20 protein-coding genes and 1 tRNA gene are annotated in these 24877 nt (G+C 72.7%); 4 read left to right on the top strand and 17 right to left on the bottom strand.

The window, feature by feature from the left end; genetic code table 11:
- Nucleotides 1-4: 4 nt before the first annotated feature.
- From ACWEQG_RS34140 to ACWEQG_RS34130, 3 genes are all read right to left on the bottom strand, one after another.
- A complete protein-coding gene (locus tag ACWEQG_RS34140) occupies nt 5-451 on the bottom strand; it encodes an Lrp/AsnC family transcriptional regulator (protein ID WP_169986619.1) in 447 nt (148 codons plus the stop codon).
- On the bottom strand, nt 448-1803 hold the full coding sequence (locus ACWEQG_RS34135; RefSeq protein ID WP_452291140.1) for a transaminase: 1356 nt from the start codon (nt 1801-1803) through the stop codon (nt 448-450). Before ACWEQG_RS34135 ends, ACWEQG_RS34140 begins: the two co-directional genes overlap by 4 nt.
- 81 nt (nt 1804-1884) lie before the next feature.
- The gene (locus ACWEQG_RS34130; RefSeq protein ID WP_452291138.1) at nt 1885-2541 is read right to left on the bottom strand and encodes a TetR/AcrR family transcriptional regulator; all 657 of its coding nucleotides are present in this window, start codon (nt 2539-2541) and stop codon (nt 1885-1887) included.
- An 87-nt stretch (nt 2542-2628) separates the two neighbouring features.
- Here ACWEQG_RS34130 and ACWEQG_RS34125 point away from each other — a divergent pair, with 87 nt between their 5' ends.
- The 3 genes from ACWEQG_RS34125 to lat all read left to right on the top strand — a co-directional run bounded on the left by ACWEQG_RS34125 (nt 2629) and on the right by lat (nt 6970).
- Entirely contained in the window at nt 2629-4251 is a 1623-nt protein-coding gene (locus tag ACWEQG_RS34125) for an amidohydrolase (RefSeq protein ID WP_452291136.1), read from the top strand.
- The gene (locus ACWEQG_RS34120; RefSeq protein ID WP_452291134.1) at nt 4248-5582 is read left to right on the top strand and encodes an APC family permease; all 1335 of its coding nucleotides are present in this window, start codon (nt 4248-4250) and stop codon (nt 5580-5582) included. The genes ACWEQG_RS34125 and ACWEQG_RS34120 overlap by 4 nt, the downstream gene beginning before the upstream one ends.
- A 98-nt stretch (nt 5583-5680) precedes the next feature.
- Nucleotides 5681-6970, top strand: a complete 1290-nt coding sequence (gene lat / locus ACWEQG_RS34115) for an L-lysine 6-transaminase (protein WP_452291132.1) — start codon at nt 5681-5683, stop codon at nt 6968-6970.
- Here lat and ACWEQG_RS34110 read toward each other — a convergent pair.
- The 12 genes from ACWEQG_RS34110 to ACWEQG_RS34055 form a co-directional block, all read right to left on the bottom strand.
- Complete coding sequence (locus ACWEQG_RS34110) at nt 6959-7186, bottom strand: helix-turn-helix domain-containing protein (RefSeq protein ID WP_363472777.1); 228 nt, start codon at nt 7184-7186, stop codon at nt 6959-6961. The genes lat and ACWEQG_RS34110 overlap by 12 nt on opposite strands.
- Nucleotides 7187-7285: 99 nt before the next feature.
- A complete protein-coding gene (locus tag ACWEQG_RS34105) occupies nt 7286-9598 on the bottom strand; it encodes a penicillin acylase family protein (RefSeq protein ID WP_452291130.1) in 2313 nt (770 codons plus the stop codon).
- A gap of 9 nt (nt 9599-9607) precedes the next feature.
- Nucleotides 9608-11884 carry an FtsX-like permease family protein gene (locus ACWEQG_RS34100; protein ID WP_452291128.1) on the bottom strand — a complete coding sequence of 759 codons (2277 nt, stop codon included), beginning with the start codon at nt 11882-11884 and terminating at the stop codon, nt 9608-9610.
- A complete protein-coding gene (locus ACWEQG_RS34095; protein WP_452291126.1) occupies nt 11881-12561 on the bottom strand; it encodes an ABC transporter ATP-binding protein in 681 nt (226 codons plus the stop codon). Before ACWEQG_RS34095 ends, ACWEQG_RS34100 begins: the two co-directional genes overlap by 4 nt.
- Nucleotides 12558-13082, bottom strand: coding sequence for a PadR family transcriptional regulator (locus tag ACWEQG_RS34090; RefSeq protein WP_363463129.1), 525 nt, complete (start codon nt 13080-13082; stop codon nt 12558-12560). Before ACWEQG_RS34090 ends, ACWEQG_RS34095 begins: the two co-directional genes overlap by 4 nt.
- A gap of 104 nt (nt 13083-13186) precedes the next feature.
- Nucleotides 13187-13262, bottom strand: a tRNA-His gene (locus ACWEQG_RS34085).
- An 82-nt stretch (nt 13263-13344) separates the two neighbouring features.
- Nucleotides 13345-13941 carry an oligoribonuclease gene (orn, locus tag ACWEQG_RS34080; RefSeq protein WP_452291124.1) on the bottom strand — a complete coding sequence of 199 codons (597 nt, stop codon included), beginning with the start codon at nt 13939-13941 and terminating at the stop codon, nt 13345-13347.
- A 33-nt stretch (nt 13942-13974) separates the two neighbouring features.
- On the bottom strand, nt 13975-15024 hold the full coding sequence (locus ACWEQG_RS34075; protein WP_452291122.1) for a DUF2510 domain-containing protein: 1050 nt from the start codon (nt 15022-15024) through the stop codon (nt 13975-13977).
- Nucleotides 15025-15043: 19 nt separating this feature from the next.
- Complete coding sequence (locus tag ACWEQG_RS34070; protein WP_452291120.1) at nt 15044-16384, bottom strand: hypothetical protein; 1341 nt, start codon at nt 16382-16384, stop codon at nt 15044-15046.
- An 83-nt stretch (nt 16385-16467) separates the two neighbouring features.
- Nucleotides 16468-17973: a protein kinase domain-containing protein gene (locus tag ACWEQG_RS34065; protein WP_452291118.1), complete on the bottom strand. Its 1506-nt coding sequence runs from the start codon at nt 17971-17973 to the stop codon at nt 16468-16470.
- Nucleotides 17974-18095: 122 nt separating this feature from the next.
- The gene (locus ACWEQG_RS34060; RefSeq protein ID WP_452291116.1) at nt 18096-20354 is read right to left on the bottom strand and encodes a protein kinase domain-containing protein; all 2259 of its coding nucleotides are present in this window, start codon (nt 20352-20354) and stop codon (nt 18096-18098) included.
- A gap of 71 nt (nt 20355-20425) precedes the next feature.
- Nucleotides 20426-21061 carry a pyridoxamine 5'-phosphate oxidase family protein gene (locus ACWEQG_RS34055; RefSeq protein WP_452291114.1) on the bottom strand — a complete coding sequence of 212 codons (636 nt, stop codon included), beginning with the start codon at nt 21059-21061 and terminating at the stop codon, nt 20426-20428.
- Between the two features lie 67 nt (nt 21062-21128).
- On the opposite strand from ACWEQG_RS34055, the gene pdxR reads away from it, so the two are divergent.
- Nucleotides 21129-22514, top strand: a complete 1386-nt coding sequence (gene pdxR, locus ACWEQG_RS34050; RefSeq protein WP_452291113.1) for a MocR-like pyridoxine biosynthesis transcription factor PdxR — start codon at nt 21129-21131, stop codon at nt 22512-22514.
- Here pdxR and ACWEQG_RS34045 read toward each other — a convergent pair.
- The gene (locus ACWEQG_RS34045; RefSeq protein WP_363463136.1) at nt 22492-23031 is read right to left on the bottom strand and encodes a hypothetical protein; all 540 of its coding nucleotides are present in this window, start codon (nt 23029-23031) and stop codon (nt 22492-22494) included. The two genes, pdxR and ACWEQG_RS34045, sit on opposite strands and share 23 nt — an antisense overlap.
- A 197-nt stretch (nt 23032-23228) precedes the next feature.
- Entirely contained in the window at nt 23229-24872 is a 1644-nt protein-coding gene (locus tag ACWEQG_RS34040) for a sigma factor-like helix-turn-helix DNA-binding protein (RefSeq protein WP_452291111.1), read from the bottom strand.
- Nucleotides 24873-24877 lie beyond the last annotated feature (5 nt).

The raw sequence follows: 24877 nt of genomic DNA, 5'->3' as shown, positions 1-24877 counted from the left end.
ACCCTCACACGCCGGGCCAGGCGAACCGGTGGGTGTGGATCCCGAAATAGGTGAACGCCTCGGCCCGGGTGACGCCCGGCACCCGCTTGACGTGGTCGTTCAGCACGGTGAGAAGTTCGGCCGGCTCCCGGCACACCACCTCGGCGAACAGGTCGAACGAGCCCGCCGTGAGCACCACGTAGATCACGCCGGACAGCTCGCTGATCCGGTCGGCGACCTCGTGCACGTCGCTGTCCACGCGGACGCCGATCAGCGCCATGACCGGCAGGCCCAGCGCCATCGGGTCGGTCACGCCGACGATCTGCACGACGCCCTCGTCGCGCAGCCGCTGCACGCGTTGCCGTACGGCGGGCGCCGACAGGCCGGTGGCCTCGGCGAGCGCGGTGTAGGAGGCCCGGCCGTCCCGCTGCAGCTCGCGCAGCAGGACCCTGTCGACCTCGTCGAGAGTCATGAGACGAGGTCCGCCACGGCCGCGGCGAACACCTCGTGGTGGAGATCCACGTCGGCCTCGGTGGTGGCGGGCGACATCAGCGCCATGTTGTGGAACGGCGTGAGCAGCACGCCCCGGTTGGCCAGGTAGACGTGCAGGTAGTCGTCCAGGTCGGGGTCGCCGGCCGCGTTCGACTCGCCGCCGTTGCGGGGCGCCGGGCTGGCGAATCGATACTCGGCGCGCGCACCGAGCTGGGTGACCGACCACGGCAGGCCGTGCGTGTCGATCACCTCCTGGACGCCCTTGGCGAAGCGGGTCGCCAGTTCGGTCATGGCGGCGAACGCGTCGTCGGTGAGCACGTGCTCCAGCGTCGCGCGCATCGCGGCGACCGACAGGGCGTTGCCGGCCAGCGTGCCGCCGACGCCGCCCATGTCGACCAGGTCGAGGCCTTCCATCGCCTCGATGCGCGCCGCGACCTCGGCGGACAGGCCGTACCCGCCGCTGGGGATGCCGCCGCCGATCGCCTTGCCGATCGTGACGATGTCGGGGTGCAGGTCCCAGGCCTTCGTGCAGCCGCCCGGGCCCGCCGAGAGGGTGTGCGTCTCGTCGTTGATCAGCAGGCTGCCGTATCGCCGGGTCAGCTCCCGCACGCCCTCCAGGTAACCCGGTTCGGGCAGCACGATCCCGATGTTGGTGAGGGCGGGCTCCATGAGGACCGCGGCGACGTCGCCGTAGGCCAGTTCGCGCTCCAGCGAGGGCAGGTCGTTGAACTCGACGACGCGCGAGGTGACGGTGGGGTCGACCGGCGCGCCGACGTTGCCCTCCCGCGAGACCTGCTCGCCGTCCGGGCCGACCACGATCAGCACCTCGTCGACGCTGCCGTGGTAGCAGTAGCTGTTCACGAGGATCTTGGGCCTGCCGGTGATCGCCCTGGCCAGCCGGATCGCCCACCGGTTGGCGTCCGTGGCCGTCAGCGAGAAGCTCCAGTAGGGCAGGCCGAACCGCCGGCCCAGCTCGGCGCCGACCCAGGCGGCGTCCTCGGTCGGCATCATGACCGTGGCCCCGCCCAGCCGGCCGAACCGGTCGGCCACCGCCTCCGCGGTGGCCCGGGGCGAGTGTCCCGCCATCGCGCCCGTGTCGCCGAGGCAGAGGTCGACGTACTCGTGGCCGTCCAGGTCGGTGACGCGGGCGCCGCGGGCCTCGGCCAGGTAGAGCGGGAAGCCCGCCGCCGTCTTGTTCATCCACGTCATCGGCACGCCGCCGAACAGGTGGCCTCTCGCCTGCTCGTACGCGGCGGCCGAGCGCGGGTTGCGCTCCCGGAACGCGTCGCGCTCGCGGTCGAGGAGCCGGGCCAGGCGAGTACGGTCGATCATCATCCCTGCCTCAGAAAAGATCGTTGAATCCGTGTAGGGCCACGGAATCTGAAGCAAAGGTACACAAACGGTTCCGAATCGTCATCCCATGGCTGCGAGCGTCCGTCGCAGTCCGTCCACCATGGCGGCCAGTCCGACCTCGAAGGACAGGTCCGCCGGTGGGCGTCCGTTCGCAGCCGCGGCCTCGTCGCGGGCGCGCACCGTGGCCGCGAAGACCGGGACCTGCTCGGCCAGCGGCCCGGCGTCGAACATGTCGGGCGGCGCCACCAGGTCGAGCGCCGAGCCGAGGATGAAGGACTCCACGGCCACCATCACGGGGATGACCATCGCGTCGGGCCAGCCCCCGCGTCGCAGGCCGGCGACGACCTCCTCGTACATCCGCAGCGTGCGCAGGGCGCCGGTGATCGGCTGCGTGGCCAGCAACGAGATCGCGGGCGGATGCGCGGCGAACGCGTCGCGGTAGCCGTGGGCCCACCGCACCAGCGCCTCGTCCCAGGGCAGTTCGGCGAACATCGAGGCGTCGATGGCATCGGAGACGATCTCGCGGACCGCCGCCAGGATGTCGTCCTTGCCTGCCACGTGGTTGTAGAGCGAGGACGGCCGGACGCCCAGCCGTCCGGCGAGGGCGGCCATGGAGAAGCCATCGGCTCCGGCCTCGTCGACGAGGGCCAGCGCGGCCCGCGCGATGGCCTGTCTGCTCAGCACCGGCGTCGCCGGCCGTCCCACCCGCCGTCGCATTCGGCCCGCAGCCCCCTTCCGCTTCGCCCCTCGACAACCTATCCTCATCCCACTAAACGAACGTCATTCGATTTATCGGGGACGCCCATGTCGCGCATCCTCTTCTCAAACGGCACGATCTGGACGGGTACCGGGACGACCACCGACGCCCTGTCCGTACGGCACGGCCGGATCGAGGCATTCGGAGCCGCCGCCCTGGCCCGCGACCACGACGAACGCGTGGACCTGGGCGGCGGAATGCTCCTGCCGGCCTTCGGCGACGGGCACTGCCACCCCGACCACGCCGGGTTCGAGGCGATGGGCCCGCAAGTCAGGGGACTCGGCACGGTCGAGGAGATCGTCGAGGAGGTGCGCCGCCACGCCGCCGCCCACCCCGGCGCCGAATGGATCGTCGGCGGTGGCTACGACGCGACGATCGTCCCGGACGGCCTGTTCGACGCCCACTGGCTGGACGAGGCGGTGCCCGACCGGCCGGTCGCGCTGCGGGCCTGGGACTACCACACGTTGTGGTGCAACTCCGAGGCCATGCGGCGGGCCGGGCTGGACGCCTCGACGCCCGACACCCCGCGAGGCCGCTTCGCCCGCCGCGCGGACGGCGAACTGCTCGGCACCATGATCGAGTGGGACGCCGTCGACGCCGTCCTCGCCGCCGCCCCCGCCCGTACCACCGAAGACGTCGTCACCGCGCTCGCCGCGGCCACCGCCGCGTACGCCGCGGCCGGCGTCACCTGGATCCAGGACGCGTGGGTGGAGCACGGCACGGTCGAGGCCTACCTGGAGGCGGCCCGCCGGGGACTGCTGGCGACCCGGGTCAACCTCGCCTTCCGCGCCGACCCGGCCCGGTGGCGTGCGCAGCTCGCCGAGTTCGCCGCCGACCGGCAGAGGGTGCGGGCGCTCGGCCACGACCGCCTCACCGCTCACACGGTGAAGTTCTTCGTCGACGGCATCCTGGAGAACCGCACGGCGTCGCTGCTCACGCCGTACAGCGACGATCCCTGCACCCGGGGCATGCCCGTCTGGCCGTACGGCGACCTGCTCGAAGCTCTGACGGCGGTGGACGCGATGGGCCTGCAGGCGCACCTGCACGCGATCGGCGACGCCGGCATCCGCACCGCACTCGACGCGATCGAGCACGTGACCCGGGTGAACGGCCCGCGCGACCGCAGGCCGGTGATCGCCCACGTGCAGGTGCTGGCGGAGGAGGACCTGCCGCGGTTCGCCCGGCTCGGCGTCATCGCCAACTTCCAGCCCCTGTGGGCGCGCACCGACCCCCCGATGACGAAGCTGACCTTCCCCAGGATCGGGCCGGAGCGGGCCCGGCGGCAGTACCTCATCGGCTCGCTGCTGCGCGCCGGGGCGCACGTCTCGTTCGGCAGCGACTGGCCGGTGAGCGACCACCGCCCGCTGGCCGGGCTGCCGGTCGCGGTGACGCGGGAGAACGCCGAGCGCGAGCCGTCCGGCGGCTGGCTGCCCGGGGAGCGCATCGGCATCGAGGAGGCGCTGTCGGCCTACACGGCCGGGGTGGCCTACCAGGCGTTCGCCGAGGACGAGCGCGGCACTCTGGCCCCGGGAAAGGCGGCCGACCTGGTCTGGCTGGACCGCGACGTCCGGCGGCCGGACCCCCATGACATCGCGGACCGGACGGCCGTCCTCGGCACGTGGACGGCCGGCGTGAGAACCTTCCCCCCAGCCCACAGGAGTGGCGTATGACCGAACCCGCCGGACTGAAGCGCGTCCTCGGCGTTCCCGGACTGACCTTGTTCGGGCTGACCTATCTCGCCCCGGTGGCCGTCTTCACGACGTACGGAGCCGTCACCCAGGTCACCGAGGGCCACCTGCCCGCGGCCTACGTGGTCGCCCTCGTGGTCATGCTGTTCACGGCGTTCAGCTACGGCAGGATGGCCAGGGCGTACCCCACCGCCGGGTCCGCCTACACCTACACCCAGCAGACCTTCGGCGGCCACGTCGGCTTCATGACCGGCTGGACGCTCATGCTGGACTACCTGTTCCTGCCGATGGTCAACTTCCTGCTCATCGGGATCTACCTGAACAGCCAGTTCCCCGGGGTGCCCCAGTGGATCTTCACTCTGGGGGCGCTGCTGCTGGTGCTCGTGCTCAACATCCTCGGCATCACCGTGATGAACCGGGTCAGCGTCCTGGTCGTCGGGTTGTCGGTGGTGCTGGTCGCGGTGTTCGTCGCGCTGTCGCTGAGGCACCTCGCTGGTCACCCCGCGGCGTCGCCCTTCGCCTCCTTCACCCCGGGGCAGGGCGTGTTCGCGGGCGCGGCGATCCTGGCGCTGAGCTTCCTCGGGTTCGACGCCGTCTCCACCCTGTCGGAGGAGGCGAGGGAGCCCCGCCGGGCGATCCCGCGCGCCATCGTGCTCACCACACTCCTCGGCGGCCTGCTGTTCGTCCTGGTCGCGTGGATGGGCAGCCTCGTCCACCCCGGCTACGACGACTTCGCCAACGCCGACACGGCGGGTGTGGACATCATGTCGGCGCTCGGCGGCGCCGCGTTCGAGACGATCTTCGTGGGGATCTACGTGGTCGGCGCCTTCGGGTCGGCCATGGCCACGCAGGCGAGCGTCTCGCGGATCCTCTACTCCATGGGCCGCGACGGCGTGCTGCCCCGGGCGGCGTTCGCCCGGCTGCACCCGCGCTTCCGCACTCCGGCCGTCGCCACCGCCGTGGTGTCGGCGGTCTCGCTCGTCGCGCTGTTCATCAGCCTGGACAACGCCGTCGTGATGGTCAACTTCGGCGCGCTCATCGCCTTCTCCATGGTGAACCTCACGGTCCTCAAGCACTATCTGGTCGACGAGCGGCGCCGGTCGGCCGCCGACCTGGTCCGGTACGGCCTGGTCCCGCTGGTGGGCTTCGCGCTGACGATCTGGTTGTGGACCAGCCTCTCGGGAATCACGTTCACGGTGGGGCTGATCTGGATGGCGGCGGGCCTCGTCTACCTCCTCGTGCTGACGAGGATGTTCACCCGCAGGCCGCCCGTGATGAGCTTCTCGGACGCCGAACCTACCCTTACGGACTGAAAGATGTCCTCCGTAGGTGCTATCTGAGCGAAAACTATTCACATAGATGGCCGTGTGTGAGGGAATCATCTCGTTTCCCAGTATGACGCGGAGGCGAAATGGACCCCACCGCCGTACACGACGCCCTCGCCCGGCACCTGCTCGTCGACGGTTACCGTCTGGTGCTCGACCTGGACAGAAGCGCGGGCTCCTGGCTGGTCGACGCCCGCGACGACCGGAGGTATCTGGACTTCTACACGTTCTTCGCGTCGTCACCGCTCGGGGTGAACCCGTTCGCCGGCGACCCGGAGTTCGTGGCACTGCTCGGCCGGGTGGCGGCCAACAAGCCGGCCAACTCCGACATGTACACCGTCCACCTCGCCGAGTTCGTGGAGACGTTCCGGCGCGTGCTCGGCGACCCCGAACTGCCGCACCTGTTCTTCGTCGAAGGCGGGTCGGCGGCCGTGGAGAACGCGCTCAAGTGCGCCTTCGACTGGAAGAGCCGCTGGAATGAGGCCCACGGCCGCCACCCCGGCCTCGGCACCCGCGTCCTCCATCTCACCCGGGCCTTCCACGGCCGCGGCGGCTACACGCTCTCGCTCACCAACACCGACCCGGTCAAGACCGACAGGTTCCCCCGGTTCTGCTGGCCGCGCATCGACGTTCCCGCCATCCACCTCGGGAACGTCGAACGGGCCGAGAGGCGCGCGCTGGCGCAGGCCAGAGAGGCGTTCGAACGGTTCCGCCACGACATCGCCTGCTTCATCGCCGAGCCGATCCAGGGCGAGGGCGGCGACAACCACATGCGCCCCGAGTTCCTCCAGGCGATGCAGGCGCTCTGCCACGAGTACGAGGCCCTGTTCGTCGTGGACGAGGTGCAGACCGGCGTCGGCCTGACCGGCACCCCTTGGGCCTACCAGCAGCTGGGGCTGGCCCCCGACATCGTGGCCTTCGCGAAGAAGGTTCAGGTCGGCGGCATCATGGCGGGCCGCAGGGTGGACCTCGTGCCCGACAACGTGTTCCGGGTGAGCGGCAGGATCAACTCCACCTGGGGCGGCGGCCTGGTCGACATGGTCCGCTCCCGCCGCCTGCTGGAGATCATCGAACGGGACGGCCTGATCCCCAGGGCGGCCATCCTGGGCGAGAAGCTGCTGGGCGCCCTGCGGGGACTGGAGGCCGACGGCCTGGTCGCCAACGCCCGCGGACGCGGGCTCATGTGCGCCTTCGACGTCCCCGACCCCGGGGGGCTGGTCGCCCGGCTCAGGGAGGAGCACGCGATCCTGGTGCTGCGCTGCGGCGAACGGTCGGTGCGGCTGCGCCCCGCCCTGTCCGTCCAGCCCGACGAGCTCGAGTACGGGCTCGCCGGACTGCGCGCCGCTCTGCTCGGAGCCGGCCGGTCACTGTCCTGAGGAGGGCTCGGCCTCGCCGCGCCAGCGGCAGATCGCCGTGACCCGCGACTCCACCCCGAGCTTGGCGTAGATGCGGTTCACGTGGTTCTTCACGGTCTTCTCGCTCAGGAACAGCCGCTGGGCGATCTCGCCATTGGAGTGACCGGTCGCGATCAACTCCATGACCTCGCTCTCGCGCTTGCTCAGCCCCATTGCGGTGCGGTCGTCGATTCTCATCCGGCCTCCGTCGAAGACGTCAGAGATCGCCGAGGCCCCCGCACGGCGGTTGTGAGCGAGAGCATAACCCGCAATATCCACCTTTGGGGCAAAGAGTGCTTACTTGCCCGCGTCAACGCCTCCACGGACCGTGACGGTCGTGAGACGCGGATCGGCGGCGATCTCCTCGGCGGTGAAGCGCTCGGTGACCCAACCGCCGCGCGAGAACAGGGCCGTCTGGTCGGTGTGATGCGGCGAGGCGGGGTTGGCGGACAGGGAGTAGGTGAGGACGGTGCGCGTACGCGGCCCGCCGGGGGTGAGTTCGACGGCCATCATGAAGCTGGAGCCGGTGTCCACCTCCGGGTAGCGTCCGTCCGCGCTCAGCGGTCCGCGCATGCGCACCCGGTCGAAGCAGCCCTCGCCTTCGGTGCAGCCGGGGATCGGGATGGAGGCGTACCGCTGCGCCTGCCCGGGGGTGAGCGTCAGCGGGATCCGGTTCGACCGGAAGAAGAGCACGGCGTCGGCGAGGGCCTGCCGCACGGCCGGGTCGTCGATCTTGAGCCCGCGCGGAGTGGTCAGCGGGCGCGCGGGATCGAACGGCACCCGCCATGGGCTGAAGACCGGCTCTCCTGGCCTGGTGGGACGGCCCAGCCGGGTGAAGAACTCGCGCCAGAGGATCGCGCCCTCGCCGTCCAGGGTGGCGCGCCCGTCCCACTTCCCCAGCGTCCGGCAGGCCTCGCGCACGTCCGCCCGGGAGTCGGTACGGCACATCTTCAGCAGGTCGTCGCGCATCAGCTCGAAGGTGAGGTTGCGCTTGCCGTGCACCGTGGCCTGCAGCGTCTCCAGCGTGAAGCCGGGCGCGCCGAGCCCGTCGGTCCCGGACAGCCGCCGGGCGATCATGTCGAGGCCGACCCGGGGGCGTGGCTCCAGGTCCGTGCCCGTCTCGCCGTACGCCTTGGGATAACCGGTGAGCGGCTTCGCCGGGTTCGTCATCCAGTAGGTGTTGTTGGAGTTGGCCACGTAGTCGGCGCGGATCAGTTTCGGCTGGTTGCCGGGCCCGAAGATGCCCGGCACGACGGCGTCGCCGTCCCTGCCCCACAGGCACGCGGAGGTCGATCCGTCCAGCACGTACGCGTCCAGGCCCGGAACGGGCGAGGGCTTGGCGCAGCGCTTCGCCGAGGCGTCGCTGACGTGGGGGACGACCGAGGCGTCGGCGAAGTAGGCGGTCCCGCTCACGTCGGTGGCGAGGGTGTGGACGAACGGCATCCCCTGGTGGGTCCGCTGGGCCGCGCGCAGTTCGTCGACACTGCCCGCCCTGGCCATCGCCAGCCATTCGTCGGCCGCCCGCAGGTTGGCGGCGTTCGCGTCGGCCAGCGCGTACGCGGCCTCGTCGGTGCGCCCGACCGCGAGCACCGGGCCGTAGCGCGAGGTGAGGAGCGTGTGTGCGGAGACGGCGCCGTCCGGCAGGGTGACCTCCACCTCCTGCTCGCCCATCGGCTCCGCCCGGCCGTCCACCATGTAGCTGCGGCCGTCCGCGAGTGCCAGCCGGTAGACGGTGAAGCGCTGGGCGTGGGAGACGGTATGGGTCCAGGCGACCCTGGCGTTGTGGCCGATCTGGACGACCGGCGTGCCGTACAGGCTGCCGCCGGAGACGTCGAGCACGCCGGGGATGGTGAGCTGGACCTGGTAGAAGCGGCGGATGCCCTGCCAGGGGAAGTGCGGGTCGGCCAGCACCATCCCGCCGCCCCCGCGGGTGGCCTGACGGCCCAGGGCCCAGCCGTTGCTGCCCGCCGCCGGCTTGGGCTGCGGCGGCCTGTCCCCCGGAGGTCCCTCGTCCTCGGGTCCGGCGATCCCGGTGATGGCCTCCTTGAGGGCGGTGCTGGAGACCATCCGGGTGAAGTCGAGGAGGTTGTGCCACATGTCGGTGGCGGTGATCGGGCCGACCCACGCCTTGCCTCGGCATCTGGGGTCGGGCAGGTTCGCCACGCCGGTGTCCGCGAGGTAGCGGTTGTATCCGGCGACGTAGCCGTCGACCAGGCGGCGCAGCTCGTCGCTCGGGCCGACCGGTGCGGGCCGGGCCAGCAGCCGCCGTACGACGCCGGAGTCGGCGACGCTCTTGTAGTAGACGTCGCTGGCGAGGTTGACGACCGGCTTGGCCGGGTCATCGGACTCCGCCTTCGGGCCGAAGTAGCGGGACCGTTCGCCGCGCAGTGTCACCACCCAGGAGGCGAGCGTGCAGAGGTTGTCCTGGGCGAAGGCGTAGCCGTACCCGAATCCGAGGCCGCCGTAGTCGCCGGCGGTGATGTGCGGGATGCCGTATTCGGTGCGCCGGATCGTGGCCGTGTAACTCCCGCCGGCCGCCTCCGCCGCGGGTACGGCCGCGCCGGTGGGGGCGAGTAACGCCAGCGCGATCACGAGTGGTCTGAGCTTCATCGGGGGCTCCTATTCGAAACGCGCGCTGTCGGGCGCGGTCATGCGCCGCAGCAGCGGCAGCGTCGTGAGGATCAGCAGGAGGGAGGCGGCCAGGCCGCCGCCGAGGGAGGCGAAGTAGACGGGTCCCGGCATCGCGGAGGCCGCGCTCTTCATCGCGAGGGCGTCGAGGAGCGGCTCGGCCACGCCGAAACCGGCGGCGGCCGCGAGGGCGGCGGCCAGCACGAGCGGCAGCGCCGACTCCAGCAGCACCACCGCGGCCAGGGTGCGCGTGGGCGTGCCCGCCAGCCGCAGCAGCGTGAACGGCCGCCTGCGCTCCACCAGCCCGCCGCCGGCCGCCACCACCAGACCGCAGGCGCCGGCCACCAGGGTGAGCCCGATCACGGCCAGTGCGATGTTCTCCGCCCGGACGTACAGGTCCGCCCTGACCCGGGCGACCTCGGCGAAGGTCATCGGCGCTTCGACGGTGTAACCGGCCAGCAGGGTGCGCAGCCGCTCCAGTGCCGCCGGATCGCGCGTACTGATCATGACGGCCGCCAGGTCGAGCCCGTCGACGGAGGAGACGGGCGGGCTGGCCGGGCCCGCCAGCGGAAGGAGCCTGTCGACGGTGAGGGGGTTGTCGGCGCCGATGATGCGGGCGAAGTTGCCCGCCACGGCGCGAGCGTCCCTGCCGTCGGCGTCCACCGGGCAGCGGCCGAGCACGGGGAAGAGGGCCAGCCCGGCGCACTCGACGACGTACGGCGCGGGTGGCGGGCCGTCGGGCCGCGGGGGGACCTTCTCCATGTCCCCCCGGGCGTATATCGGCAGCACCTCCACGCCGGGGTGGGCGCGCAGCCGGGCGAGCAGCGCCGTTCCCGCCGCCGGGGACAGGCCGGAGACGCCCGGCCGGGTGTCCGTGCCCGCCTGCGGGGACAGGCCGGAGACGCCCGGCCGGATGAACGTGGCGCCCAGCACGTCGTTGAGCGTGCCTCCGGCGACCTTCTGCTGGCCGGCCACGACCGCCGGCACGAGAGCCGCGATCGTCGTCCCGATGAAGACCGCCAGCACCAGCCCGCTCACCGACCTGAAGGCGGTCTTCGGATCGGCCGCCAGGCGCCGCGTGGCAAGCAGCGTCGCCCCGCCCCGGGTCAGCCGGGCGGCCAGGCGCGCGGCGACCATGGTCAGCCAGGGGCCGGCCAGCATCAACCCGATCATGATCAGCGCGAGCGCGACGACGGCGAGCAGTTCGTCGGGCTTGCCGTTCCGGTACACCGGGCCCGCGAACAGCCCCAGCCCCGCCAGCAGGGGGATCACCCGCCACGCTCTCGGCGGGGACGCGGCGGTCTTCCTCGCGACGCCGAGCGGCGAGATCCGCACCCGGCGCAGCGACCACAACGCGGCGCAGGCCGCCGCGACCGGCACGCCGCCGAGCACGGCCGCGTACTGCCAGAGGTGCGGGGCGACCAGCTCGGGGAAGAACCGGGCGCCGGTGATCCGCAGGTCGGCCACGGCCGGCCGTACGAGCTGGAAGATCGCGAGACCGGCCAGCGCACCGGCCAGCGCGCCCAGCGCGGCGTCCACCGCCGCGAGCACGTTGATCTGCCGTGTGGTGGCGCCGACCAGGCGGATCGCGGCGAAGCGGGCCTCTCGGCGAGCCGCGGCCAGCCGGGTGGCGGTGCCCACGAGCACCAGCAGCGGGACGATCAGCCCGACGGCGGCGACGGCGAAGCCGAACCGGTAGACGTCCGCGCCGTCGTCGGCCGCGGGCTCCGCGTCGATCACGTCGATCTGCCTGGCGCCGGGCATGGCGGCGACCTCGTCCGGTGTCCGGCCCAGCACGATGACCAGCTCGTCGGGCCCGGACAGCGCCGCGTCGCCGATCAGCCCGGCGCGCGTGCCGGGGAAGCGGGTGGCCAGTTCCTCGCGCGGTGCCGAGTCGAGCAGCGCGGCCAGCGCGGGCGAGGCGTAGTACTGCCCCGGGCCGGGCATGCGGGACAGGCCGGGCATGACCGGCGCCCTGGCGCCGAGCGCGGCGGCGTCGAGCCTCTTGATCGTCCGGCTCCTGTAGAAGTCCTCGTGGTAGCTCCACAGCGCGCCGTCGGTCGTCGCGTCGAGGGCCCAGCCGCTGGGCGCCGAGCCGTTCACGCACTCCCAGCAGGGACGGTCGCCGGTGGCCTGGAAGGCGTTGAACAGCGACAGCGTGGCCAGCAGCACCGCTACACCGGCCGCCACCCCGGCGACGATCAGCCCCAGCCTGGCCGCCGCCTCCCTGCCGCTGCTCAGCGACAGCCGCAGGCCCAGCCGGATCATCGGACGGCCCCGGTGACGTACGGATCGGAGACCCGGCCGTCGCGCACCATGACCTCCCGGTCGGCGCAGGCGGCCACCCGGGCGTCGTGGGTCACCACGATCACGGTGGCGCCCTCCTCGCGGGCCAGGCCCACCAGCAGGTCCATCACGTGCTCGCCGGTGAGCGAGTCCAGCGCGCCCGTCGGCTCGTCGGCGAAGACCACCCGCGGCCGGGTGACCAGCGCCCTGGCGATCGCCACGCGCTGCGCCTGCCCGCCGGACAGCTCCCCGGTACGCCGGCCGCCCAGGTCGCCCAGCTCCAGCCGCTCCAGCCATTCGGCCGCCCGCCGCTCGGCGTGCTTCCTCCTGGTGCGGCCCAGCAACAGCGGCAGCATCACGTTGTCGGCGGCGGTCAGCTCAGGCACGAGCTGGCCGAACTGGAAGACGAATCCGAAGGCGGTGCGCCGTAGCTCGCTGCGGCGGGCGTCGTCCAGCGTGTCCAGGCGGCGGCCGTCGAACCAGACCTCGCCGCTGTCCGGCGTGAAGATGCCGGCCAGGCAGTGCAGCAGCGTCGACTTGCCCGAGCCGCTGGGCCCCATGACGGCCAGCACCTCGCCCGCGGCCACCGACAGGTTCGCCTCCCGCAACGCGGGCGTGCTGCCGTAGGAGCGGCTGACCCCCCGAGCCTCGATGATCACGACGCACGCACCGTCTCGGCCAGCGCCCCCAGGCGAGCCTGGGTGACGTCGATCCACCGCAGGTCCGCCTCCAGGTGGAACATGGCGTGGTCGGCCAGCAGGGCGTCGGTCAGGGAGCCGCCACGCTTGACCTCCGCCAGCTCCCGCATGCGCCGCATGTGCGTGGCGCGCTGCGCGTCCAGGTAGCCGGCCGCGTCACGGCCCAGCATCAACGCCAGCACGACCTTGGTGAACAGCACCGTCTGCAGGTACGGCTCGGCCGCGACCGGCTCGGCCAGCCAGGTGGCGACCTCCTGCCGGCCCAGCGGGGTGATGGCGTAGCGCTTGCGCTCCGGCCCGTCGCCCGGCTCACTCTGCCCCATGACCTTGCCGTCCCTGGCCAGGCGGCCGAGCGTGGAGTACACCTGCCCGAAGGGCAGCGGTTTGCCCCGGCCGAAGAAGGTGTCGTAGTCGCGTTTCAGGTCGTATCCGTGGCTCGGCTCCCGCTCCAGCAGGCCGAGCAACGCGAGGGGAACAGTCATGATCCGAGACTATACGCTGAAGGTATACACCCGGAGGATACGAAGATACGAAAACGGGCATGAAAAAACGAGCGGCCGGTCCGTTGGACCGGCCGCTCGCCGTCTGGGGTGAGTGATGGGACTTGAACCCACGACATCCAGGACCACAACCTGGCGCTCTGCCAGCTGAGCTACACCCACCATGTCCGCCGTTCGAGGCGTACGAAGAAAGTGTAGCGGCATTTTGGAGTCCTCCGCGCCCCAATAACGCCGCGTGCGGAGGTCAGGGCCCGGAGACGGCCTCCGCGACCTCGCGGGCGGTGGCGGAGTCGGGGCCGGGCTGCGGCACGAAGACCGCGGCGCGGTAGTAGCGCAGCTCCCGGATGCTCTCGGTGATGTCGGCGAGCGCGCGGTGCCCGCCCTGCTTCTCCGGCGAGGCGAAGTAGACCCGGGGGTACCAGCGGCGGGCCAGCTCCTTGATCGACGAAACGTCGACCATCCGGTAGTGCAGGAACGCGTCCACCAGCGGCATGTCCCTGGCGATGAAGGAGCGGTCGGTCGCGATGGAGTTGCCGCACAGCGGCGCCCTCTTGGCCTCGGGCACGTGGGAGCGGATGTAGTCGAGCACGACGGCCTCGGCCTCCGCCAGGGTCACCCCGGTCGCGAGGGCCCGCAGCAGGCCCGAGGCCGTGTGCATCTCCCGCACGACCTCGGACATCTGCTCCAGCGTCTCGGCGGGGGGCTTGATGACGACGTCCACGCCCTCATCCAGCTGGTTCAGCTCGCTGTCGGTGACTATGCAGGCCACCTCGATCAGCGCGTCGCGGCCGAGGTCGAGCCCGGTCATCTCACAGTCGATCCAGACCAGCGGGTCAGTCATGGCTCAAGAGTAATGCTCATGCCTAATGGGGCGTCACTGAGATTGGAGCGAGTCCTGTACACGCTTGATGACCGACTGGTCCAGGTTGTCCGGCACCGAGATGTACAGCATCGCGGGGCGGGCGTTCTGGCCGCGGTCCACGAGGACGATCGCGCCCTTCTCCTTCTTCCACTTCAGGCCGTTGGCCTCGGAGACCTTGCTGAAGTCCATCTCGAACTCGATCACCCAGCCCTGCTTGCCGCTCACGGTCGTCGCCTCGCTGCGCAGGACCTTGCGCTCGTGCTGGATGCCGTAGAAGAGCGGGTCGTAGGCGAGCAGCAGCGTCTGGGAGAGCTGCCCGAAGCTCTGCGGGCCGCTGTAGGGGAAGATCTGGGGCACCTCGGCGGTATAGATGCTGCCCACCCAGTCGCCGCCCCTGCCGTCGTAGTTCGCCTGGGAGGTCATCTGGCAGCCGCTCGTCCACAGCGGCATCCTCGGGTCGGACGGGTCGTTGACGCTCTTCGACTCCGGCACCTGCCACTCGTCGCCCGGGTACGCGTACGACAGCCCGGTCGCCGGGTCCTGGATGCGGTCGCCGGACGGCTGGGGGAGCTGGGGAAGCGGCGGCGTGGACTGCTGCGGCTCCTGCTGCGGCGGCACGGTCTGGTCGAGCTGCGGCGCCGTCGCGGTGATCTCGGGCCGGGCGACGATCGAGCCGGCGCGGTCGCGCAGGAAGATGACCGCGCCGCCGATGACGAGCGCGAGCACGACGACCGCGGCGACGCCGCCCACGATCCACGGCCAGACCGGCGTTTGACGTCGCGGTGCCCCGAAGTCGGGCGTGGGAAGCTGCGCCGTCTGGTTCGGGGGACCCCACGGTCCCCCCGGCTGCTGGAACTGAGTTTGCTGAGACTGGGCCTGCTGGAACTGGGCCTGCTGGAACTGCGGCTGTGCCTGTGACTGGGGCTGTAACTGCGGCTGGGGCGGGGCCCCGGCCTCCTGCTCGGGCGCGTGGGTGGCGTCGGTCCACTGGCTGCCGTCCCACCAACGGAGGAGAGGGGAGCCGTACGGGTCCGGATACCAGCCGGCGGGAGTCGTCGTCATGCGCGCCACACTAATGAAATCAGCATTTGTAGGTGAAACTTGCCTTGTCCTGGATCGGCTTCCCGGTCGTCGTGGGGGACAGGACCCGCAGCGTGGCCGTGCCCTTGAACGAGCCCGATCCGGTCACCTTCCAGTGCAGGGGAAGGTTCACCGAGGTGTCTCCCGAGGAGATCCGCTGCTCCTGCTCCAGCGGCTTGCGGTCGTCGCTGCGGATCCAGAGGTAGCGGATCGTCCCGGCCTCGCCGTTCGTCGTGACGACGCCCGTGAAGTCGGCTCTGCCGTCGCAGCGCACCGTCTTCTTGGGCGCCTTGACGTCGACGTCGCTCACCGCGAGCGACGCGGCGGGCGATTGACGCAGCCACAGGATCACCGCGGCGATCAGGATCGCCAGCAGCGCGGTGCCCGCCCACGCCGTCGAACGCCTCCGGCGCCTGCGGGGAGCCGCCTCACGGGCCTGGGTGGCCGTGACGGCGGCGGCGGTCTGCCCGGACCGCCAGATCTGCGCCGCCGTGGTCTCGGTGGGCACTCCCGGCCCGAACCGCATCATCACGTCGCCGGGGTCGTCCACCGTGCCGGACAGGTCGAGCAGGGTCACGGCCTCCCCGCCGCCGGGAGAGCCGGCCACCGCGGCGCCGACGGGGAGCTCGGGGGACACGGGCGCGTGGAGGCCGCGTGTGGCATGGGCCAGTCCGTCCCGTCCCATCCCCGGGAACGCCTCACGCTCGGCGAGCAAAGTGTCCCGCATGGCGGCGAGCCCCTGGGCCGGGGCGGCGGCGGACGCCCACCGCAGCACCGCCGCGGCACGGTCCTGGGCGCACGCGGCGGCCAGCGTGCCGGCGAGGGCGGCCCAGGCCGCGACGTCCTGCTCCGCGGACGCGTGCTCGCCCCGGATCGCCCGCAGCAGGCCGCGCTCGGCCAGCAGCACCGCGCCGTCCTCCCCGACGACGACGGTCCCGGGGTGCAGCGCGCCGTGGGCCAGCCCGGCGGCGTGTACGGCGAGCAGGGCCTGCGCGGTCTCCAGGAGAACGGTCGCCGCGCCGCCCGCGTCCAGCCGGCCGGCGGCCATCACGTCGGCGACGGCCGTCGCCCCGGCCGTGAGCAGCCAGACCTCGTCGCGCGCGGCCACCAGGTCGATCACGGGCAGCAGGCCGATCGGGCCGCCCTGCTGGAGACGCACGTCGGCGCCGACGGCCGCGACGATCCGTTCGCGCGCCTGGGCCGTCGCGACGGCCCGCGGATCGAATCGCAGCACACCGGACGGCCGTCCGCCGGGGGCGATCGCGTCCGCCCAGGTGCCGACCTCGCTGCTCCGGGTGCGGCCGGTGAGCCGGTGCCCCGCGACCGTCACGCCTTCACGCATCTACCGCCGCCTTCGGTGTCGTCCGCGCATGCGCCCACGGCCAGTGTGGCGGGAACGAGGCGTCGTCACCACCCACCCGAGCGTCACGTGAGTGTGGGCAGATCAACCGGAGTCGCGGTCGGCTCGGAGTTGCTCTGCGTCGGCGAGGGCTGGGTGGTCGGCTGCGTGGGCGGCTTGCTGGTCGGGGTGGAGTCGGGCCGCTTGGTCGGGGTGTTCTTGGGCGGGTCCACCGTGACCGTGGGCTCCTCCGAGGGCACGGGCTCGGGCGAGGGCTTCGGCTTCTGCGTGGGCTTCGCGGTCGGCTTCGGCTTGGGCTTCGGCGAGGGGCTGGGCCTGCGGGTCGGCCGCTGGGTCGCGGTGGGCACGGCCGGCGGCTGCGACGCGCGCGGCCTGGGCCGGCTGGTCGTCGGCGTCGCGGTCGGCTTCTCCGGCTCCTCGGTGGGCTCCTCGGAGGGTTCCTCCGCCGGGGGCTCGTCCGAATCGTCCTCGACCTCGATCGACGAGGGGTCGACCGCGGGCGAACTCGGCGTCTCGATCGTCGTCCCCGCCTGCAGGGTGGTGCCGCTCACGGTCTGCACCAGCGCCACCGTCCCGCCCGCGATCACGACCATCCCGGCCAGGGTCAGGCCGATCTTCATGCGGGTCTGGGCCAGCAGGCCGCCGAGCTTCGTCTCGGCCACTGCGGTGCCGGTCTCCGGAGCCTTCTCCTTGAGCGGGAAGAACGGCACGAGCAGCCCGGCGAGCGCGGCGAGCCGCCGCCGTCCGCGCTCCTCCCACGCCGGGCCGTACGCGCCGGCGGCGACGGTCTCGAGCTCCCGCAGGAACTCCTCGGCCGACGCGTACCGGTCCTCGGGCCGCTTGGCCATGCCGCGCTCGACGAGGTCGCGCAGCGGGGGCGGCACCTCGTCGACCGGCGGAGGGGTCGCCTGGTGCTGGCGGGCCAGCGCGGCCATGTTCTGCGCGCGGAAGGGCCGGCCGCCGGTGAGGCACTCGAAGAAGACGACGGTGGCGGCGTAGACGTCGGTCGCCGGTCCGGCCTTTCCGCCCGCCCACTGCTCCGGGGCCATGTACGGCGGCGTCCCCGCCGCCCTGACCCCTTCGCCGGCCTGCGCCGCGATGCCGAAGTCGACGAGCTTGCTGATGCCGTCGGCCTCGACCATGACGTTCTCGGGCTTGTAGTCCCGGTGGACGATGCCGATGGAGTGCGCCGCGGCCAGGGCGAGCAGCGAGCCCTTCAGCACGGTGAGCGCGGCCTCGGGACCGGTCGGGCCCTCCGAGCGGAGCATCGCGCGCAGCGAGACGCCGTCGACGAGTTCCATGACGATGGCCGCCCCGCGCGCGGTCTCGACGTACTCGTAGAAGCGCACCGCGTGCGGGTGGGGGTCCATCGCCGCGAGCAGCCGCGCCTCGTGCCGGAACCGGGCGACGAAGTGGAGGTCCGCCATCATCTCGTCGGACAGGTACTTGATCGCCACCGGGAGGTCGTCGGCATCGTGCCGCGCGAGCACCACGCGCCCGGCGCCCCCCGTGCCGAGCTCACGAATCTCCGTGTAGCCGGGGACGCGCCAGGCGCCCGTCTGGCCGTGCATCACGGTCTGTCTCCTCATCGCCTGGGCCCCCGCCGAATGACGAGACCGTAGCTTAGTGATGACCTCACGATTACGATGAAAAGTCACTATTTAGTCAGAGGGGATTGTCAGGATTGTCCGCGTCATTTGATGCAGGAATCCGTGTTCCTGGTGAGCGTGGAGGCGCCGCCCGCCGCGGCCGGTGAGGTCGACGCGGTGACCGCGTAGGAGTCGCAGGGCCAGCGGGAGTAGGTGTACAAGGCGGTGACCGTGTAGCTGGTCTTGCCCGAGAGGCTGTAGGTCGTGGTGGCCGCCCTGGAGCCGCCCGTCATCCAGGCGACGTCCAGCCGTACGGCGGAGGTGTTGCCCGTGGTGACGGCGATGGTGGCCGTGGCCGTCGTCCCGCTGATGGACAGGCTCTGCACACGTACCTGGCTGACCGAGGCGGGGCAGGTCACCGTGACCGAACTCGACGCCGCGCCGTTCGGGGCCGCTGGGTCGGTCGAGGCGCCGAAGGTGACCTTCTCACCGCAGGGGCGGCGGGAGAAGGTGTACGAAAGCGTCCGCGTGTAGGTCCTCGCTCCGGACAGGTGGACCGTCGTCGTGCCGCCGCCCGCCGAGGGCGCGGAGAACCGGCCGGTGAGGTCGACCGGGCCGGTGCCGTCGGTGGCGACCGTCACGGTCGCCGTCGCGACCCCGGCCGAGGACACGGCCGGTGTGCCGACCTTCACCGAGGTGACGGAGGTCGGGCACGCCGGCGCCTTGGCCGTGGCGACCTGGGCGCCGCCCGGCGCGGCCGGGCCGGTGGTCACGCTCATGCCCCAGGTACCCGAGCAGACGCGGCCGAGGTCGCCGGAGACGGTGCGGGTGTAGGAGGTCGCGCCGCTGAGGGTGAGCGTGCGGGTGGCGGTCACCGTGCCGTTCGCGGTGAAGCGCACGGTCAGCGTCACCTTGCCCGGTCCGCTGGTCCTGACGGTGACCGTTCCGGTGCCGGTCGCCTCGTCCTTGCCGGCCCCGGCCTTGTACGAGAGCCCGCCGACGTCCAGGTCCGAGACCTTGAGCGGCGCGGGAGAGGGCGACGGCTTGGGTGACGGTTTGGGCGAGGGGGCCGGAGACGGCTTCGGCGAGGTCTTGGGAGACGCCAGGGGAGACGGCTTGGCCGAGGGCGTCTGCGTAGTCGCCTGCTCGGGCGCCGCCGACGGGGATTGCGAGGGGGACTCCGAAGAGGTCTCGTCCGGGCTCTCCTGCGGCGTCTCCTCCGGCGCCGCGGAGGGAGCCTCGGAAGGGCTCTCCTGCGGGGCGACCGGCGACGCGGACGCCCCGGCGGGCACGCCCGTGTCCCCCGGGCCCGTGTCCTGCGACGCCGCGACGGTGCGGGTCCCGGCCGAGCCGAGGGCGTACGCGCCGATGCCGCCGGCCGCGACCACCATGAGCACGGCCCCGGCGGTGAGCAGGACGCCCCTGCTCCGCACCGACCGCAGCGCCGTGGTGAACAGCGAGGTGCCGGTCTCGGTGGACCGTACCCGGTTCAGCGGGAACGCCGCGGCCAGGGCGGCGGCGAGCGCGGCGAGCCTGCGGCGGCCACGCTCCTCCCACGCCGGGCCGTACGTCTCCGTGGCGGCCTCCTCCAGCTCGGCGACGAACGCGGCGGCGCTCTCCGGCCGCAGCGCGGGGTCCTTCGCCATGCCGCGCGCGACCAGCTGCCGCAGCGGCTCGGGGATCTCCTCGACCGGCACGGGCGCGGTCATGTGCATGTGCCGCAGCACGACGTGCTCGGTCGCCCGGTACGGCCGGTGCCCGGTCAGGCACTCGAAGAAGACCGCTGTGGCGGCGTACACGTCGGACGCCGGTGAGGCGGCCGCGCCCGTCCACTGCTCGGGGGCCATGTACGGCGGGGTGCCGGCGGGGGCGGGGGCCCCGCCGGCCCGCACGGCGATGCCGAAGTCGGCGAGCTTGCTCGTCCCGTCGGTGGCGACCAGCACGTTCTCGGGCTTGTAGTCGCGGTGGACGACGCCGGTCCCGTGCGCGGCGGCCAGGCCGAGAAGGGAGCCCTTGAGGACGGCGAGCGCGGCCTCGGGACCGGTCGGGCCCTGCTCGCGCAGCAGCGCGCGCAGGGTGGGGCCCTCGACCAGTTCCATGACGATGGCGGCGCCCTGCCCGGTCTCCAGGTATTCGTAGAGCCGCACCACGTGCGGGTCGTCCAGCTCGACGAGCAGGCGGGCCTCCTGCCGGAAGCGGGCGACGAACCCCTCGTCCCGGCGCAGGTCCTCCGACAGGTACTTGATCGCGACCGTCGCGCCCGACTGCTCGTGAACGGCGAGGACGACGCGGCCGCCGCCTCCCGCGCCCAGCTCCCGCGTCACCCTGTAACCGGGCACATTCCAGTGCTCGGCGGAACTCATGAGGCCTCCCAGATCGATAAGGTCGGCCACAGTCTCGTTGAAACCGCTTGCAATCCGCTTACAAATGCGGCTTATCGGTCTAGGACGTGAGCGGGAACGGGGATGCCGGGGGCGAGGCGCGGGTCGGGCTCCGGGGCGCCCCAGGTCACGGTGAGCGGCAGCACGCCCGCCCAGACCGGCAGGTCGTAGTCCTCCTCGTCGTCCTTCGGCGGTCCCTGGCGCACCTTCACCGACGCCTCCTCCAGCGACAGGGCGACGACGGCGGTGGCGGCCATCTCCTTGCGGTCCGGCAGGCGTACGGCGTCCCACTGTCCGGGCGCGAGCTGCTCGGTGATGGCCCGCAGGCCGGCGAGTTGCTCCTCGGGGTCGTCCACCAGCCGGGCGAGGCCGTAGACCATGGCGGAGCGGTAGTTCACCGAGTGATGGAACGCGGAGCGCGCCAGCACGATGCCGTCGAGGTGGGTCACGGTCACGCAGACCGGGCTGCCGAGCGCGGCGCGCAGCGAGGTCGCGCCGGTGGAGCCGTGGAGGTAGAGCGTGTCGCCGATCCGCCCGTAGCCGGTGGGGACGACCATCGGGGACCCGCCGGCCAGCACGCCGAAGTGACAGATCAGGCCGGCGTCCAGGATCGCGTACAGGTCGGCGCGGTCGGTCCGCGCCCGTTCCTTCGAGCGGTTGAGGGTGGTACGGGCGGTTGTGGAGAGCATGTCCGTTACGTTAGGGCGAAGTGGACTGGCGGAACACGTCCACTCACGACCCATACGGGGAGACCACTTGCGTCCGACAATCGACGTGCCGCTGACGGTGGACCGCGACTCCGGGGTGCCGCTCGCCGTCCAGGTGGCCGCCCAGTTGCGGGAGGCGATGCGCACCGGCGGGCTCAGGGCGGGGGAGCGGCTGCCGTCGACCCGGGGGCTCGCCACCCTGCTCGGTGTCAGCAGGACCGTCGTCACCGACGCGTACCAGCAGTTGTACGCCGAGGGATGGCTGGACGGGCGGCACGGCTCGGGCACGTACGTGGCCGACGAGGCGCTGCCGTACGAGAAGGCCGAGGGCCGGGCCGTCGACGCGGGCCGGGGCGCCCACCGGGAGGAGGCGCCACCGGGGGTGGTGGACCTGCGGCCGGGGCGGCCGTGGGTGCTGGGGTACGACACGGCGGCCTGGCGGCGGGCGTGGCGCTCGGCGGGCGAGCTCCCGTTGAACGCGTTCCCCGACCCTTACGGCCATCCGGAGCTGCGCGAGCTGCTGGCCGAGCACCTGCGCAGGGCCAGGGCCGTGCCGGTGGGCGCCGGGAACGTCATGGTCACCAGGGGCACCGGCAACGGCCTGGACCTGATCGCGGCCACGCTGCTCGGCCCGGGGACCCGGGCCGGAGTGGAGGAGCCCGGCTGGCGGGCGGCCCGGCGGATCTTCGCCTCCCGGGGCGCCGAGGTCGTGCCCTGCCCCGTGGACGAGCAGGGCGTGATCGTCGAGGCGCTCCCCGACGACCTGCGCGTGCTCTACACCACGCCCGCGCACCAGTTCCCGGTGGGCGGCAGGCTGCCGATCCCGCGCAGGGAGAAGCTGCTCGCCTGGGCGCGCAGGACCGGCGCGGTCGTCGTCGAGGACGACTACGACGCCGAGTTCCGCTACGACGTCGCGCCGCTGCCCGCGCTCTACGGGCTCGACCCCGGGCGGGTGGTGCTGCTCGGCACGCTGTCGAAGTCGCTCGGGCCCGACGTCGGGCTCGGCTGGCTGGTCGCCCCCGCCGGCCTGCTCGACGCCGTCGCCGAACGCCGGGTGCGCCTGGCCGACCGCACGTCCGGGCCGGTGCAGCGGGCCGTGGCGACCCTGCTGGAACGCGGCGACCTCGACCGGCACCTGCGCAGGATGCGGCTGGAGTACGCCCGCAGGAGGGCGGCCATCGTCGAGGCGCTCGGGCCGTACGTGCGGGGTGACACGGCCGGGCTCCACGTCATGGTCGCCCTGCCCTCCGGCGTGGTCCCCGGCCTCGTGCGGCGGGCCGGGGAACGCGGCGTGCTCCTGGACACGACCGAACCGCACCACCACGGGCCGCCTCGGGTGCACGGCCTCGTGCTGGGCTACGGCTCGGCCTCCCGCGCCGACGTGCGGCGCGGGTGCGCGGTGATACGGGAGCTCATACCTCCTGAAGGAGCCTGAACTCGCGTGCGGGCAGGGGGACTTCCAGGTTGAGCGCCTCCTCGCCGATGATGCGGGCGATGTCGATCGACCCCGGGTCGCCCTCCCTGCTGCCGGGCACCTGGGAGTGGCCGAAGTGCCCGCCCCGCGCCCACAGCCGCTTGCTGCGCTCGGCGGCCACGGAGTGCGGGTAGGGCAGCGGAGGCCCGGCCGGCCAGCGGCGCGGCACCTCCCAGGAGTCGAGCCAGGCCAGGATGTCGTCCAGGCCGTCGAGCTTTGTGTCGGTGAACGGTTCCCTCGCCGAGCCGATGACTTGGATCTGCACGCAGACCCGTCCGTTCCTGCCGCGGTCCGCGGTGAGCCCGCCGGCCGCCCTGGTGGGCGGCAACGACTGGACGATCTCCCCGGTCACCGGGTTCCACACCAGGTGGGAGGGCCGGTGGAGCTGGATCAGCCGCTGGGCGACGGACCTGGCCGAGACCCCTTGGGGATCGGCGGGCCAGATGAACCAGACGGTCCTCGGGGCTCCTCCGAGCATCGCTCCGGAGTCCCCGGGGGAGGGAAGTCGGCTTGCGCCGGGCAGCCATGCTTGGGCCACAGTGCCCCCTCAAATCCTCGGTCGCGTCGTTTTTCCCCTTTCGAACTTCCGCTGACACCTGGCTACTCCGGATTGTTACTGGCGGGTGCCAATCTTCCATCAAAGGTGTAACAAGTGGTGACCCTGTGACGGATGCGTCACGGTGAAGGGCTCGCCGCGGTGTCGACCGCCGGAGGCGGGCTGCCGTCGGACCTGCCCGGTGGGTCGGCCGTGGGACCGGTAGGGGGGCCCGAGGTCGGGTCGGGCACCGGGTCGGCCTCGCCGGTCCCCTCCTGGCCGTCCCAGGTGATCCGGCAGGAGGGCCGGCCCGCCGAGGACTGGAAGGTCACCACGCCCGTGCCCGCGACCCCCGGATCGGCGACGGTGAGCACGACCCGGCCGCTCGCCCCCGCGCGGAGCCTGCCGTGCCGGGGCGAGACCGCGATCCCGCCCGAGGCGCCGGCCGTCCATTCGATCACGGCGTTGTGCGCGGCCAGCGTGATCGACGTGCCCGCGGCCGTGCCCAGGTCTCCGGGGCACAGCGCCGTCAGGGCCGGCCTGGGCGCGCGCGGCGTACGGGTGGGAGACGGCCGCGACCGCCCCGAGGGTGCGGTGGTGTGGGGCGGGGCGGTCGCGGCCGATCGGGGGGGATCGTCCTGTGGGGCCGTCATGTCGTCGGAGGGCGCCGGGGTGGCCTGGCCGTCGGGGGGCGGATCGCTCTCCTCGGGACCGAGCACCAGGTCGCCGGGGGCCGGATCGCCGGGGGTCAGGTTCCCGGGGGCCGCCGTCGGGGGTACGCGTATCGCCTCCAGGCGCTCGGCCGGCGCCTGCCCGGAGACCAGCGCGAGCCCGCCCGCCGTGCCGAACACGCAGACGGCGGCGAGCATGACGGGCGCGGTCCGCAGCGGACGGGAGCGGGCCCGTCCGCGCCGTGCCCGCGTCGGCGGCTGCGCGGCCGCGGGAAAGCCACGCCGGTCGAGGACAGCGGTGGCGCCGTCGCGCGGGTCGGCGCGGAGCGCGGACTCGATCACCCGGTTGCGCAGCGAGAGCGGGGGGAAGGCGACGGGGATCATGTCGAGCAGCCGCCCGGCCGCCACGTGCCTGCCCCGGCCCTCGCGGCAGATCTCGCAGCCCGCGATGTGCCTGCTCAGGCGCTTGCGCAGGGGAGCGGGGAGGGGGCCGTCCTGCCAGCTGGCGCCCACGCCGTGGTCGACCAGGGCGGACAGCCCGGGGCAGTGGGCCCGGCCGGTCCTGGCCAGCACGAGGGCCGCGGCGGCGTTCTCCAGGTGGTCGCGGGCCCGGGTGAGCCGGGCCGACACCTGCCGGGCGGCGAGCCCGAGGACCGAACCGATCTCGGCCGCCGTCAGGCCGTGCCGCAGGGCGAGTTCGAGCGCCTCGCGCTCGTGGTCGCCGAGCTCCCCCAGCGCCTCCACGACCAGCGCGGCGAGCGGGGGATCCGCGGACTCCTCCACGGTGACGACCGGTCCGGTGCCGCCTTTTCCTCTACGGGTGGCCCCTCTGCGGGTGGCGCTGTGAAACCGGGCCAGCGCGTACAGCCACGCCCGCAGCCGGGCCGGCTCCTTCAACCGGTCCGCGGAGCAGGAGGCGGCGACCAGCGCGTCGTGCACCGCCCGGGCCGCGGCGTCCAGGTCGCCCAGCAGCGCGTACGCGTAGTCGCTCAGCCGGTCGGCGTACGCGTCGTACAGCGCGGCCGGGGCCTGGGCGTCGGTGCCGCCCCCGCGCCGCAGCGCCTCCAGCAGTCGGTGGTCGTCGGCTCGCCCGACGCCGGGCCATACGGGCAACGAAC

The sequence above is a fragment of the Microbispora sp. NPDC004025 genome (genome assembly GCF_053604425.1).
The sequence above is the reverse complement of the archived record's forward strand: the minus strand, read 5'-3'. Positions and strand labels throughout refer to the sequence as shown.

Excerpts from the sequence above, each read along its gene's own strand:
- ACWEQG_RS34140 (WP_169986619.1), bottom strand. The coding sequence starts at position 451 with ATGACTCTCGACGAGGTCGACAGGGTCCTGCTGCGCGAGCTGCAGCGG.
- ACWEQG_RS34135 (WP_452291140.1), bottom strand. The coding sequence starts at position 1,803 with ATGATCGACCGTACTCGCCTGGCCCGGCTCCTCGACCGCGAGCGCGAC.
- ACWEQG_RS34130 (WP_452291138.1), bottom strand. The coding sequence starts at position 2,541 with ATGCGACGGCGGGTGGGACGGCCGGCGACGCCGGTGCTGAGCAGACAG.
- ACWEQG_RS34125 (WP_452291136.1), top strand. The coding sequence starts at position 2,629 with ATGTCGCGCATCCTCTTCTCAAACGGCACGATCTGGACGGGTACCGGG.
- ACWEQG_RS34120 (WP_452291134.1), top strand. The coding sequence starts at position 4,248 with ATGACCGAACCCGCCGGACTGAAGCGCGTCCTCGGCGTTCCCGGACTG.
- lat (WP_452291132.1), top strand. The coding sequence starts at position 5,681 with ATGGACCCCACCGCCGTACACGACGCCCTCGCCCGGCACCTGCTCGTC.
- ACWEQG_RS34110 (WP_363472777.1), bottom strand. The coding sequence starts at position 7,186 with ATGAGAATCGACGACCGCACCGCAATGGGGCTGAGCAAGCGCGAGAGC.
- ACWEQG_RS34105 (WP_452291130.1), bottom strand. The coding sequence starts at position 9,598 with ATGAAGCTCAGACCACTCGTGATCGCGCTGGCGTTACTCGCCCCCACC.
- ACWEQG_RS34100 (WP_452291128.1), bottom strand. The coding sequence starts at position 11,884 with ATGATCCGGCTGGGCCTGCGGCTGTCGCTGAGCAGCGGCAGGGAGGCG.
- ACWEQG_RS34090 (WP_363463129.1), bottom strand. The coding sequence starts at position 13,082 with ATGACTGTTCCCCTCGCGTTGCTCGGCCTGCTGGAGCGGGAGCCGAGC.
- orn (WP_452291124.1), bottom strand. The coding sequence starts at position 13,941 with ATGACTGACCCGCTGGTCTGGATCGACTGTGAGATGACCGGGCTCGAC.
- ACWEQG_RS34075 (WP_452291122.1), bottom strand. The coding sequence starts at position 15,024 with ATGACGACGACTCCCGCCGGCTGGTATCCGGACCCGTACGGCTCCCCT.
- ACWEQG_RS34070 (WP_452291120.1), bottom strand. The coding sequence starts at position 16,384 with ATGCGTGAAGGCGTGACGGTCGCGGGGCACCGGCTCACCGGCCGCACC.
- ACWEQG_RS34065 (WP_452291118.1), bottom strand. The coding sequence starts at position 17,973 with ATGCACGGCCAGACGGGCGCCTGGCGCGTCCCCGGCTACACGGAGATT.
- ACWEQG_RS34060 (WP_452291116.1), bottom strand. The coding sequence starts at position 20,354 with ATGAGTTCCGCCGAGCACTGGAATGTGCCCGGTTACAGGGTGACGCGG.
- ACWEQG_RS34055 (WP_452291114.1), bottom strand. The coding sequence starts at position 21,061 with ATGCTCTCCACAACCGCCCGTACCACCCTCAACCGCTCGAAGGAACGG.
- ACWEQG_RS34045 (WP_363463136.1), bottom strand. The coding sequence starts at position 23,031 with ATGCTCGGAGGAGCCCCGAGGACCGTCTGGTTCATCTGGCCCGCCGAT.